General features: G+C 74.6%; 12 protein-coding genes. 11 read left to right on the forward strand and 1 reads right to left on the reverse strand.

Annotated features, from left to right (window positions below):
* Positions 1-54 precede the first annotated feature (54 nt).
* On the forward strand, positions 55-1,560 hold the full coding sequence (locus AB0C78_RS44665; RefSeq protein ID WP_360760721.1) for a cytosine permease: 1,506 nt from the start codon (positions 55-57) through the stop codon (positions 1,558-1,560).
* The gene (codA, locus tag AB0C78_RS44670) at positions 1,557-2,900 is read left to right on the forward strand and encodes a cytosine deaminase (RefSeq protein WP_360760723.1); all 1,344 of its coding nucleotides are present in this window, start codon (positions 1,557-1,559) and stop codon (positions 2,898-2,900) included. Before AB0C78_RS44665 ends, codA begins: the two co-directional genes overlap by 4 nt.
* A gap of 14 nt (positions 2,901-2,914) precedes the next feature.
* Here the strand turns inward: codA and AB0C78_RS44675 are convergent, their stop codons facing one another.
* On the reverse strand, positions 2,915-3,490 hold the full coding sequence (locus tag AB0C78_RS44675) for a helix-turn-helix domain-containing protein (RefSeq protein WP_360760725.1): 576 nt from the start codon (positions 3,488-3,490) through the stop codon (positions 2,915-2,917).
* Between the two features lie 82 nt (positions 3,491-3,572).
* Between AB0C78_RS44675 and AB0C78_RS44680 the strand changes: the two genes are divergently transcribed.
* The 9 genes from AB0C78_RS44680 to AB0C78_RS44720 all read left to right on the forward strand — a co-directional run bounded on the left by AB0C78_RS44680 (position 3,573) and on the right by AB0C78_RS44720 (position 12,419).
* On the forward strand, positions 3,573-4,211 hold the full coding sequence (locus tag AB0C78_RS44680; protein WP_360760727.1) for an NAD(P)-binding oxidoreductase: 639 nt from the start codon (positions 3,573-3,575) through the stop codon (positions 4,209-4,211).
* A gap of 189 nt (positions 4,212-4,400) precedes the next feature.
* Positions 4,401-5,396, forward strand: a complete 996-nt coding sequence (locus AB0C78_RS44685) for an ABC transporter ATP-binding protein (protein WP_360760729.1) — start codon at positions 4,401-4,403, stop codon at positions 5,394-5,396.
* Positions 5,393-6,205, forward strand: a complete 813-nt coding sequence (locus tag AB0C78_RS44690; RefSeq protein WP_360760731.1) for an ABC transporter permease — start codon at positions 5,393-5,395, stop codon at positions 6,203-6,205. Before AB0C78_RS44685 ends, AB0C78_RS44690 begins: the two co-directional genes overlap by 4 nt.
* 43 nt (positions 6,206-6,248) lie before the next feature.
* The gene (locus tag AB0C78_RS44695; RefSeq protein ID WP_360760733.1) at positions 6,249-7,649 is read left to right on the forward strand and encodes a histidine kinase; all 1,401 of its coding nucleotides are present in this window, start codon (positions 6,249-6,251) and stop codon (positions 7,647-7,649) included.
* Complete coding sequence (locus AB0C78_RS44700) at positions 7,646-8,251, forward strand: response regulator transcription factor (RefSeq protein ID WP_360760735.1); 606 nt, start codon at positions 7,646-7,648, stop codon at positions 8,249-8,251. The genes AB0C78_RS44695 and AB0C78_RS44700 overlap by 4 nt, the downstream gene beginning before the upstream one ends.
* Positions 8,252-8,273: 22 nt before the next feature.
* Positions 8,274-9,437: a pyridoxal phosphate-dependent aminotransferase gene (locus tag AB0C78_RS44705; RefSeq protein ID WP_360760737.1), complete on the forward strand. Its 1,164-nt coding sequence runs from the start codon at positions 8,274-8,276 to the stop codon at positions 9,435-9,437.
* Between the two features lie 92 nt (positions 9,438-9,529).
* Positions 9,530-10,489, forward strand: a complete 960-nt coding sequence (locus AB0C78_RS44710) for a carbamate kinase (protein ID WP_360760739.1) — start codon at positions 9,530-9,532, stop codon at positions 10,487-10,489.
* A 44-nt stretch (positions 10,490-10,533) separates the two neighbouring features.
* A complete protein-coding gene (locus AB0C78_RS44715; RefSeq protein WP_360760741.1) occupies positions 10,534-11,643 on the forward strand; it encodes a ring-opening amidohydrolase in 1,110 nt (369 codons plus the stop codon).
* Positions 11,644-11,720: 77 nt separating this feature from the next.
* Entirely contained in the window at positions 11,721-12,419 is a 699-nt protein-coding gene (locus tag AB0C78_RS44720) for an SseB family protein (protein WP_360760743.1), read from the forward strand.
* Positions 12,420-12,444 lie beyond the last annotated feature (25 nt).

Genomic DNA, 12,444 nt, shown 5'->3' on the forward strand with positions numbered 1-12,444 from the left:
CCGGACGGAGCCGCCGGACGGAGCATTTCGGGCTGACCAGTAAGGTCATGGCCTGTGTCAAGCTCAGCGTCCCCGGGGCCCGGTCCCTCCGAGTCCCGAGGCTCCGGCCCGTCCGCGTCCCGAGGCTCCGGCCCGTCCGCGTCGCCCGGTTCCGCGTCGCCTGGTTCCGGTGCCTCCGCGGCCGCGCATTCGCTCGATCCCGTCCCGCCGCATGCCCGCGAGTCGACCGCGGGGCACCAGTTCTGGATCTGGTCCGGCGCGAACATCGCGCCGATCAACTGGGTGCTCGGCGCGCTCGGCATCAAGCTCGGGCTGAGCCTCGCCGACACGATCGGGGTCCTGGTCGCCGGGAACCTCGTCGGGATGGCGGTGTTCGGGCTGTTCGTGCTGATGGGGCAGCGGACGGGCGTCACCCAGATGGTGCTGGCCCGGTCGGCGTTCGGTCGGCGCGGCGCGTACCTGCCGGCGGCGCTGCAGGGCGTGATGTCGGCGGGCTGGTGCGCGGTCAACACCTGGATCGTGCTGGACCTGGTGATGGCGCTGCTCGGCCAGGTCGGCGTGCACGGCGGCACCGCGATGAAGATCGTCGTGGTCTTGGTGATCATGGGCCTGCAGGTGTGGATCGCCGCGTCCGGCTTCCACGCGATCGCCGCGTTCGAGAAGTGGACCGTTCCCGTCACGCTGGCCGTGCTCGCCGCGATGACCGTCGTCGCGTGGACGAAGACCGGCGTGCACTGGGACCACCACGGGCAAGGCCTCACCGGCAAGGACCGCCTCTCCGCCATGACGACCGTGATGACGGCGATCGGCGTCGGCTGGGGCATCACCTGGTTCGCCTACGCCTCCGACTACTCGCGGTTCGTGCCGCGCGACGTGCCGCGCCGCCGGCTGTACGCGGCGAGCGTCCTCGGCCAGTTCGTGCCGGTGGTGTGGCTCGGCGTGCTCGGCGCGTCGCTGGCGACGGTGAGCGCGACCACCGACCCCGGCAAGCTGATCGTGGACGCGTTCGGCGCGCTCGCGGTCCCGGTGCTGCTGCTGGTCGTGCACGGGCCGATCGCCACGAACATCCTGAACGTCTACAGCTGCTCGCTGTGCGCGCAGACCGCCGACTGGCACGTGTCCCGCAAGGCGATCTCGTACGGCGTCGGCGTGTTCGCCGCCGCGTTCACGATCCTGCTGATCTTCCAGGAGGACTTCGCGAACACGCTGGACGCGTGGCTGGGCGGCCTCGTCACGTGGGTGGTGCCGTGGGCGGCGGTGATGGCCGTGCACTTCTACGTCGTCCGCCGCCAGAACGTCGACATCGACGCGCTCTACGACCCGCCCGGACGGTCCCGCCTGGGCGACTTCCGCTGGGACGCGCTGGTCTCGTTCGTCCTCGGCGCCGCCGCGACGTGGGCGTTCCAGTACGGCGTCCCGAAGGCGCTGCAAGGGCCGGCGGCGCGCGCGCTGGGCGGCATCGACCTGTCCTGGTTGGCCGGGGCCGTCGTCGCCGGGATCCTGTACTTCGTCCTGTCGTCCCGGCGCAGCGGCCGGCCGTGGGTAGGGAGCCCCGCATGAAGCTCGTGACCAACGCCCGCCTGGCCGGACGGGACGGCCTCCACGACATCGAGATCGACGGCGACCGCTTCGGACGCATCACCCCCGCCGGTGAGCGCTCCGCCGGTGAGCAAGCGGCCGGAGAACGCACGGCCGGTGAGCGTGCCGCCGACGTGCTGGCCGACGCGGCGGGCGGCCTGGTGAGCCCGCCGTTCGTGGAACCCCACGTCCACCTCGACACCACCCTCACCGCCGGGGAGCCGCGCTGGAACGCGTCCGGGTCCCTGTGGGAGGGGATCGCGGTGTGGAGCGAGCGCAAGGCGACCCTCACCCGCGAGGACGTCGTGTCCCGCGCGACCGAGGTGCTGCGCTGGTACGCGGCGAACGGCGTGCTCCACGTCCGCAGCCACGTGGACGTCACCGACCCCGGGCTCGTCGCCCTCGACGCCATGATCGAGGTCCGCGAGCGCGTCAGCGACGTCATCGGCCTCCAGCTCGTCGCGTTCCCGCAGGAAGGCGTCTGCTCGTTCGACGACGGCGCCGAGCTGCTGGAGGAGGCGGCCCGCCGCGGCGTCGACGCGGTCGGCGCGATCCCGCACTTCGAGGACACCCGCGAGGACGGCGTCCGCTCCCTGGAGATCGCCTTCGACATCGCGCAGCGGTACGGGCTGCTGCTGGACGCGCACTGCGACGAGATCGACGACGAGCAGTCCCGGTTCGTGGAGGTGCTCGCCACCCTCGCCCGGCGCGGCGGGCTCCGCGACCGCGCCACCGCGTCCCACACCACCGCGATGGGCTCTTACAACGGCGCCTACTCGTACAAGCTGCAGCGGATCCTGGCCCGATCGGGCATCAACCTCGTCTGCAACCCGCTCGCCAACCTGTGCCTGCAGGGCCGGTTCGACGCCTACCCGAAGCGCCGCGGCCTCACCCAGGTCAAGGAGATGCTCGCCGCCGGGGTGAACGTCGCGTTCGGGCACGACGACGTGATGGACCCGTGGTTCCCGCTCGGGACGGCGTCGTCGCTGCAGGTCGCGCTGGTCGGCGTGGCCGCCGCGCAGCTCACCGGCGCCGCCGAGATCGACGAGGCGTTCGCGATGGTGACGGACCGGGCCGCGCGGGTGCTCGGCCTCGGCGACGGCTACGGGATCGCGCCGGGCCGCCCGGCGAACCTGGTCGTGCTGCCCGCGTCGTCGCCGTACGACGCGGTCCGGCGGCAGACCCGGCCGTCCCACGTGATCGCCCGCGGCCGGATCGTCGCCGAGACCCCGCCCGCGGTCACCCGGCTGACGTGGCCGGGCCGCGCTCCGGAGGACGTCGACTTCGTCCGCGCCCGCGACCGCGACGAGACCGGCCGCTAGGGGAGCCGGGGGAGTTAGGGGAGCAGGGCCGGGAGCAGCGGCCGGACGAGGTCGGCGGCGGCGGACTCCGGCAGGTCGGGCGCGTCCGGCGGCGCGGCGAAGTAGTGCAGGAAGCCCTGCTGGAAGCAGCCGCCCATCAGCAGCGCGGCGGCCGCGGCGGTGTCGGCGCCCACCGCGACCCGGCCCAGGTCGCGCTCGGCGTCCAGGTAGCGGGCGAGTGCGCGCACCGGTTCCTGCGGGCCCGCGCCGTACTTGCGCAGCGCCTCGCGGCTCGCGGCCATCAGCTGCGGCTGCGCGGCCATCGACGCCATCATCGGGAACGCCCGCCGGTAGAAGGCGAGCCCGCCGTGCGCGACGCCGACGAGGTTGGCCTCCACGGTCGCCTCGCCCGCGACGGCCTTCGCGGTGAACGCGGGCATCCGCTCCTTGAGGACGGCGAGCATCAGCTGCTCCTTGTCGCGGAAGTGCTTGTACAGCAGCGCCTCGGAGTACCCGGCGGCCCTCGCGATCTCCTTGGTGGTGGCGCCGGCGACGCCGCGCTCCCGCATGACGTCCGCCGCCGCGTCCAGGATCCGTTCGCGCGCGCTCATCGGCCGCCCCCTTGACAGTGAGTGAATGCTTACTCAGGATAGAGGTTAGTAAATGTTCACTCACCTTCGGGGAGGAAGCAAAATGAGGCTCACCGTCTTCGGCGCGACCGGCGGCATCGGCACCCGGCTGGTCCGCCTGGCGCTGGACGAGGGCCACGACGTCACCGCCGTCGTCCGCGAGCCCGGCCGGCTGCCCGCCGGCCTGCGCGACCGCGCCGGCGTCGTGCGCGCCGACGTCATGGACCCCGCCGCGATCGAGGGGGCGGTGAAGGGCGCCGACGCCGTCGTCAGCGCGATGGGCCCGCGCGGCCTCGGCCCCACCACCGTCTGCGGCGACAGCTCGCGCAGCATCATCGCCGCCATGCGCGCGACCGGCGCCGGGCGGTTCCTCATGGTCAGCATGGGCGCGATCTCGTCCGAGCCGGGCGACGACCCGCTCACCCGGTACGTCGCCAAGCCGCTGATCCTCGGACGGATCCTGCGGCACGGGATCGCCGACATGCGGGTCGCCGAGGCCCAGGTCCGCGACTCCGGGCTCGACTGGACGATCGTCCGCCCGCCGCGGCTCACGAACAAGGAGGGCCGCGGCCGCTACCGCAAGGCCGTCGACCGCAGCGTGACCGGCGGGTACAGCATCACCCGCGACGACGTCGCGAAGGCCCTGCTCGACCTCACCGGCGACCTCGCGTCCATCGGCCACGTGATCGCGATCGCGGGCTGACGGCACCCGGGACCGCGCGCCGCCCCGCGCCGCCCCGCCCTGCCCCGCGCTGCCCGCGCTGCCCCGCGCGGTGCCCGGCGCGGCCGCGAGTGGGCATGACAGGTGTCATGCGGAACGGCTGACAGGCGCCGCCCGAACCGGTGACACGTCCTTCTACCGCCGCCCGGCGCGCCCCGCGACGCTGGGGGCATGGACGACACCCCACCCATCAGCGTCGACGGCCTCCGCCAGCGGTACGGGGACTTCGAGGCCGTCGCCGGGATCTCGTTCGAGGTCGCGCACGGCGAGCTGTTCGCGCTCCTCGGCACCAACGGCGCCGGCAAGACGACGACGCTGGAGACCCTCGAAGGGCACCGGCCCGCGGGGCACGGCACCGTCCGGGTCCTCGGCCGCGACCCCTACCGGGAGCGCCGGGCCGTGCGTCCCAGGATCGGCGTCATGCTCCAGGACGGTGGGTTCTTCCCCGACCTCACCGTGGCCGAGACCGTCGACCGCTTCCGCGGCTTCACGCCGGAGCCGCGGCCCCGCGACGAGGCGCTCGGCCTCGCCGGGCTCGCCGAGCGGGCGGGCGTGCGGGTCCGGCAGCTGTCCGGCGGGCAGAAGCGGCGCCTGGACCTCGCGCTCGCCCTGCTCGGCCGCCCGAGCGTGCTGTTCCTGGACGAGCCGACCACCGGCATGGACCCCGAGGCCCGGCGCGCCACCTGGGGGATCGTCCGCGACCTCGTCGCCGCCGGCACCACCGTGCTGCTGACCACCCACTACCTGGAGGAGGCCGAGCACCTCGCCGACCGCCTCGCGATCATGCACCGGGGCCGGATCGAGACCGCCGGGACGGTCGCCGAGGTCGTCGCCGGGCACGGCGACCGGATCGGCTTCCAGATGCCCGAGCGGCTGCGGGTCGCCGAACTGCCCGCGCTCGGCGGCGCGCGCGCGGACATCTCCGTGGACGGTGGCCGCACCGTCGCGTCCTACACCGTCACCGAGGCCGGACTCCAGAGCGGCCTGTACGAGCTGCTGCGCTGGGCCGACGAGCACCGCGTCGAACTGCGCGGGCTCCAGGCCCGCAGCGCCTCCCTGGAAGACGTCTTCCTCCGCACGTCGTCCGGCATGGGGAGCGACGACGCGCGGGAGACCGGGGACGCCGGTTCCGAGGCGGCCGGCGCGCTGGAAGGAGCGTCCCGATGACGACGGCCCGCCCCATCACCGGCGGCGCCGCCCTCCGCGTCGCGCGCCTCGACCTCATGCTGCTGTGGCGCAACCGGACCGCCCTGTTCACCGCCGCCGGGCTCCCGGTGCTGTTCGCCGCGCTGCTCTTCCCCGCGCACGGGCAGAAGGCCGGCGGCATGGACGCCGCGCTCCTCCAGGGCACCGGCCACCTCGGCTTCTTCCTCCTCTTCGCGGTGTTCATGAACCTGGTGAACGTCTTCACCGCCCGCCGCGAGGACCTCACGCTCAAGCGGCTGCGTGGCACCGCGCTCGCCGACGCCGACATCATCGGCGGCGGTGTCCTCGCCGCCGCGGCGATGTACGCCGTGCAGGTGCTGGCCCTGCTGGTGCTGCTCGGCGCCGCGCTCGGCGGCCGGTTCCCCGCCGACCCGCTCCTGCTGGCGGCGGGGCTCGCGGGCGGCGCCGCCGTGTTCGCGCTGCTCGCCTTCGCCGTCTCCGGCCTCACCCCGAACGCCGAGCTGGCGCAGCTCACCGTCCTGCCGATCATGTTCGCCTGCATGGCGGGCGCCGGGGTGATGTTCCCTCTGGACGGGCTGCCCGCCGCCCTGGAGGAGGCCTGCCGGTGGCTGCCGCTCAGCCCCGTCGTCGAGATCACCCGGACGGCCTACTTCGGCCGCGACTTCCACGACCACGCCGTCCACGCGCCCATCGGGTTCGCCGGCGGCTGGGCGGCCTGCCTGCCCTCGTTCGCCGTCCTCGCGGTCTGGCTCGCCCTCGGCCGCGCCATGGCGGGACGCTGGTTCCGCTGGGAACCGAGGCGCGCCTGACCGGACGCCCCGCCGCTACAGTCGAGGAGAAGGAGGACGGAACATGACGGTCGCGACCACGGCGGACCTGGAGGCGCAGGACACCCGCAGGTTCGAACGCTACCGCCGCGTGACGCACCGCTCGTTCCTGTGCGCGGCCCTCGGGTTCATCCTCCCCGGCCTCGCCGGGACGGCCGCCGCGTACGACGACGGCCACGTCAGCCTTCCCGTCGCCGCCCTCGCCGTCGTGGGCCTCGCCCTCATGACCTGGTGCTACATGCGGCTCGTCCGGGTGGGCCTGGAGGGCGGCGCGTCCCGCCGGGACATGGTGGCGAGCGGTGCGGTGACCGCCGCGCTCAGCCTCATGCTGTTCGCCCACCCGCTGTTCAGCGTCGTCCCCGTCTTCTGGGTGTCGGCGGTGGTGCTGTCGCCGATGAGCCGCCGCCGGATCGTGGTGCTGTGCCTCGGCACCGGAACCGTCGCCGGGATCATCGCGAGCGCCGCGTCCAAGCACCTCTACCCCGACGGCGACATGCCCTGGCTCGTCCTCGTGCCCGTCATGATCGCGCTCTACAGCGGCATGTGCGGCCTCATCGCGTTCGTCAACCGGTACCAGCGCCGCATGTGGGACCTGCACCAGGAGACGCACGCCGCGCGGGACGCGCTCGCCCGGCTCGCCGTCACCGAGGAGCGGCTGCGCTTCTCCCGCGACCTGCACGACCTGCTCGGCCACAGCCTGTCCCTGATCGCGGTGAAGAGCGAGCTGGCCATGCGGCTCGCGGACGCCGACCCCGCCCGCGCCGGCGCGGAGATGGCCGACGTGCAGCGCGCCGCCCGTGACGCGCTCCGCGAGGTGCGCGCCGCCGTGCACGGCTACCGCGCCGTCGAGCTGGACGCCGAGCTGGCCGGGGTGCGGGCCGTGCTGGAGGCCGCCGGGGTGCGCTGCGACGCCGGGAGCGTGCCGGACGGCCTGCCGCCCGAGGTCCGCTCGGTGCTCGCCTGGGTGATCCGGGAGGGCGCCACGAACGTGATCAAGCACAGCGAGGCCCGGCACTGCGCCGTCGCCCTCACCGCGTACGGCGGCTCCGTGGTGCTGGAGATGCGCAACGACGGCGTCCGCGCCGCCGACCGCAGGGAGGAGACCGGCGGTTCGGGGACCGGTGGTACGGGGACTGGCGGGGCGGAGACCGGCGGGGCGGAGACCGGCGGGGCGGGGCTGACCGGCCTCGCCGAGCGGGTCGCGGTGGTCGGCGGCGAGATCACCGCGGGCCCTCACGGCCGCGACGGCTTCCTGCTGCGCGCCGCCGTCCCGCTGCCCCGCGCCGAGCCGGACGGGACGCCCGCCGGACCGTCCGCGCCGGAGACCACCGCGACCACCGCGACCACCGCGACCACCGCGACCACCGGGGCCGCCGGCCCCGCGGAGGCCGCGCGGGCGCATGCGGGCGAGGGGAGCGGCCGGTGATCCGGATCCTGCTCGCCGACGACGAGCACCTCATCCGCGGCGCCGTCGCCGCGCTCCTCGGGCTGGAGCCCGACCTGGAGGTCGTCGCCGAGGCCGGCCGGGGCGACGAGGTCGCCGCCGCCGTCGCCGAGCACGATCCCGACGTCGCCGTCCTCGACATCGACATGCCCGGCGCGGACGGCCTCACCGTCGCCGAGGACCTCGCCGCCGCGGGCGCCCGCTGCGCGGTGTGCATCCTCACCAGCTTCGGCCGCCCCGGGTACCTGCGCCGCGCGATGGCCGCCGGGGTGCGCGGGTTCGTCGCCAAGGACGCGCCGACGCACGAGCTGGCCGCCGCGATCCGCAAGGTCCACGGCGGCGGCCGCTACCTGGACGCCGAGCTCGCCGCGACCGCGATGGCCGCCGGCGACAACCCGCTGACCGAGCGCGAGCGCGAGATCCTCCGGCTCACCGGCGCCGGCACCGAGACCGCCCGCATCGCGACGCTGCTGCACCTGTCGGAGGGCACCGTCCGCAACTACCTCTCCACGGCGATGAGCAAGCTCGGCGAGCCGTCCCGCTTCGCCGCCGTCCGCGCCGCCCAGGAGATGGGCTGGATCTGACGCGCCCCCGTAGGCTGGTGCCGTGACTGAGCCTCTGGTGCCGCGGATGCGGGAGTTCGGTGAGACGATCTTCGCGGAGATGTCCGCGCTGGCCACGGCCACCGGGTCGATCAACCTCGGGCAGGGCTTCCCGGACGAGGACGGCCCGAAGGCGATGCTGGACGTCGCGGTCGAGGCGATCCGGTCGGGCGGCAACCAGTACCCGCCGGGGCCCGGGGTGCCGGAGCTGCGCGAGGCCGTGGCGGAGCAGCGGCTGGAGCGGTACGGGCTGGCCTACGACCCGATGTCCGAGGTGTACGTGACCGTCGGCGCGACGGAGGGCATCGCCGCGTCCGTGCTAGCGCTCGCCGGGGCGGGCGACGAGGTCATCGTGTTCGAGCCGTACTACGACTCGTACGCCGCCGTGATCGCGCTGGCCGGGGCGGTGCGCAGGCCCGTCATGCTGCGTCCCGTGGAAGGCCGCTTCACGTTCGACCCCGACGAGCTGCGCGCCGCGGTCGGCCCGCGCACCAAGGCGATCCTGGTGAACTCGCCGCACAACCCGGCCGGGACGGTGTTCACCCGCGGTGAGCTGGAGGCCATCGCGGGCGTGTGCCGCGAGCACGACCTGGTCGCGATCACCGACGAGGTGTACGAGTACCTGACGTTCGACGGCACCGAGCACATCCCGCTCGCCACGCTCGACGGGATGCGGGAGCGGACGGTGTCGGTGTCGTCGGCGGGCAAGACGTTCTCCGCCACCGGCTGGAAGACCGGCTGGGTCACCGCGCCGGCCCGGTACGTCCGGGCCGTCCAGACCGTCAAGCAGTTCCTCACCTACGCCGTCAGCGCCCCCTACCAGCGGGCCGCCGCGTACGCGCTGGGGAACGAGACGGCGTGGGTCGCGGAGCTGCGCGCGTCCTTGCAGGCCAAGCGGGACCGGCTCGTCGCCGGGCTGGAGGCGGCCGGCTTCACCGCGTACCGGCCGCAGGGCACCTACTTCGTGCAGGCCGACATCCGGCCGCTGGGCTTCTCCGACGGGCTGGAGCTGGCGCGCGCGCTGCCCTCGAAGGCGGGCGTCGTCGCGATCCCGACGCAGGTGTTCTACGACCACGCGGAGGCGGGCGCCCACTTCGTCCGGTTCGCGTTCTGCAAGAAGGACGAGGTCATCGACGAGGCCGTGGAACGCCTCCGCCGCCTCGCCTGATCCGTCCCCGGGCGGAGATTGCCGAACGGGCGGCGTTCCTTGGGCTGGTTTCGCCCATGAGCGCCGCCCGCCGCGCGGCTAGCGTTCGGGCCGTGGGCCGGAACGGGGACTCGCTCGACGGCGAGCGGATTCTGATCGCGCTGGGCGGCAACGCCATGACGGCGCCGGACGGCAGCGCGACGCCGGCCGCGCAGGCGGCGGCGATCGAGGTCGCGATGCGGCACGTCGCGGAGCTGGTGGCGGCGGGGGCGCGGGTCGCGCTGACGCACGGCAACGGCCCGCAGGTCGGCAACCTGCTGATCAAGAACCAGCTGGCGGCGGCGGTGGTGCCGCCGGTGCCGCTGGACTGGTGCGGCGCGCAGCCCCAGGCCACCGTCGGCGTGATGATCATGAACGCGCTGGAGCGGGCGCTCGCCGCGCTCGGCGCGCCGCGCCCGGTGTCCACGGTGGTGACGCGGACGCTGGTGGACGCCGCCGACCCCGGGTTCGCGGACCCGGCGAAGCCGGTCGGCCGGTACTTCCCGGCGGAGGAGGCGCGCCGGTTCGCCGCGCTCGGCCAGGTGTGGCGGCCGTTCGGCGACCGGGGGTGGCGGCGCGTCGTCGCGTCCCCGGAGCCGCTCGACATCCTCGACGCGGGCGCGGCGATGCTGCTGCTGGACGCCGGGCACGTGGTGGTCGCGGCGGGCGGCGGGGGAGCGCCGGTCGTCCGGGCGGGCGGCGCGCTGCGCGGCGTCGAGGCGGTCGTCGACAAGGACCTGGCGGCGCAGCTGCTGGCGTGCCGGCTCGGCGCGTCCACGCTGGTGATCGCCACGGACGTGGAGCACGCGGTGGCCGGGTTCGGCACCCCGGCGGCGCGGCCGCTGCGCCGCACCACGGCCGCCGAGCTGGCCCGGCTCGCCGCCGCCGGGCACTTCGCGGCGGGCAGCATGGGCCCGAAGGTGGAGGCGGTGCGGCGGTTCGTCGCCGCGGGCGGGCGGCGCGCGGCGATCGCGTCGCTGCCCCGGCTCGGCGCGGCGGCGCGCGGCCGCGCCGGGACGGTCGTGGAGGCGTGACCCGGGGTAGAGAACGATCAGCAGAGCAGCCGAGGAGCGACGACGTGCCCGATCCCATCGAAGTCCGCAAGATCCCCATCGAGAGCGTGACCGACGCGTCCGGGCTGGCCCGGCTGATCGACGACGGCGTGCTGGAGGCCGACCGCGTCCTCGCGGTGGTCGGCAAGACCGAGGGCAACGGCGGCGTGAACGACTACACGCGGCTGCTGGCCGACCGCGCGTTCCGGGAGGTGCTGGTCGCGAAGGGCACCCGCCCGGCGGAGGAGGTGGCGCGCGTCCCGCTGGTGTGGTCGGGCGGCACCGACGGGGTGCTGAGCCCGCACGCGACCGTGTTCGCGACCGTCGACCCGGCGAAGGCGCCGCGCACGGACGAGCCGCGCCTGTCGGTCGGCGTCGCGATGAGCGAGGTGATCCTGCCCGAGGACATCGGCCGCCCGGCGATGGTGGAGACGGTCGCCGCCGGCGTCCGCGACGCGATGAAGATCGCCGGGATCGACGACCCGGCCGACGTCCACTACGTGCAGACCAAGACGCCGCTGCTCACCCTCGACACCATCAACGACGCCAAGTCGCGCGGCCGCGACGTCGTCACCGAGGACACCCTGAAGTCGATGGACATCTCCAACTCGACGACCGCGCTCGGCATCGCCGTCGCGCTCGGGGAGATCGAGCCGCCGTCGGCCGAGCAGATCCACAAGGACCTGTCGCTGTTCTCGTCGGTCGCGTCGTGCTCGTCCGGCGTGGAGCTGGACCGGGCGCAGATCGTCGTCGTCGGGAACGTGCGCGGGATCGGCGGCCGGTACCGGGCCGGGCACGGTGTGATGAAGGACGCACTCGACGCCGACGGCGTCTGGGACGCGATCCGCTCCACCGGCCTCGACCTGCCGGAGCGGCCCCGCACGTCCGACCTCGGCGACCGTCTCGTCAACGTGTTCATCAAGTGCGAGGCGGACCCGTCCGGGTCGGTGCGGGGGCGCCGCAACATCATGCTGGACGACTCCGACGTGCACTGGCACCGGCAGATCAAGGCGTGCGTCGGCGGCGTCGCGGCGTCCGTCACGGGCGATCCGGCGGTGTTCGTGTCGGTCGCGGCCGTGCACCAGGGCCCGTCCGGCGGCGGCACCGTCGCGGCGATCGCCGACCTCGGCCAATAGGCCCGGCGCGATGTCGGATACAGGGAGTATCCGAATCGGTACCCACGGCGGTCGCCGGAGGATATAGCCTTCCTGCCGTGTCCGGACTGACCATTCCCGAATCCCGGTTCCCCGGGGACGACGGCGGCGCCGATCCCCGGCTGTGCGAGGCCCTCGCCGGATACGCGGCCGGGCGCGTCGGCCAGCACGCCGTGCTGCGGCGGCTGCAGAACGCGCGGCTGCTCGTGCCGATCGTCGCCGTCCTCACCGAAGAGGAGGACGTGGAGCCCGGCGAGCTCCGCCGGGAGAAGTCCAGCGACATGGCCCTGCCGACGCTGATCGGCGACGACGGCCGCCGCGGCGTGCTCGGCTTCACCTGCATGGACACGATGAAGGCGTGGCGCGCCGACGCCCGCCCCGTCGCGGTCCGCGCCGGCGACGCCTGCCGCGCCGTCCTCGACGAGGGCGCGGACGCGCTGGTCGTGGACGTGGCTGGCCCCGTCCCGTTCGCGGTGGAGGGGCTGCGGCTGCACCTGCTCGCCGAGGGCCGGCCGGTGCCGCCGCCGCACGAGGACCCCGACGTGCTCGCCGCCGTCGAGGCGGCGTTCGGCTCCGACCAGGCCGTCACGGGGGTCCGGCTCACCGAGGGCACGTCCGCGGAGCTGGCCGTGCGGTTCGCGGTGGTGCCGGGGCACGACGAGCGGGTCACGGTGCAGCGGGTGTCGGACCGGCTCGCCGAGGTGCTGCGCGGCCGGATCGTCGGCGGCGTCGAGCTCAGCGTCGTCCGGCGGGGCTGACGGCCCGAGAAAACCGTTGGCGCCC

It is taken from the genome of Actinomadura sp. NPDC048394, from assembly GCF_040651755.1.
Classification (GTDB): Bacteria; Actinomycetota; Actinomycetes; order Streptosporangiales; family Streptosporangiaceae; genus Spirillospora; species Spirillospora montaniterrae.

What these genes read in the sequence shown, in the direction of transcription:
- codA (WP_360760723.1), top strand. Translation starts at nt 1,557, where the DNA reads ATGAAGCTCGTGACCAACGCCCGCCTGGCCGGACGGGACGGCCTCCAC.
- AB0C78_RS44675 (WP_360760725.1), bottom strand. Translation starts at nt 3,490, where the DNA reads ATGAGCGCGCGCGAACGGATCCTGGACGCGGCGGCGGACGTCATGCGG.
- AB0C78_RS44680 (WP_360760727.1), top strand. Translation starts at nt 3,573, where the DNA reads ATGAGGCTCACCGTCTTCGGCGCGACCGGCGGCATCGGCACCCGGCTG.
- AB0C78_RS44685 (WP_360760729.1), top strand. Translation starts at nt 4,401, where the DNA reads ATGGACGACACCCCACCCATCAGCGTCGACGGCCTCCGCCAGCGGTAC.
- AB0C78_RS44690 (WP_360760731.1), top strand. Translation starts at nt 5,393, where the DNA reads ATGACGACGGCCCGCCCCATCACCGGCGGCGCCGCCCTCCGCGTCGCG.
- AB0C78_RS44695 (WP_360760733.1), top strand. Translation starts at nt 6,249, where the DNA reads ATGACGGTCGCGACCACGGCGGACCTGGAGGCGCAGGACACCCGCAGG.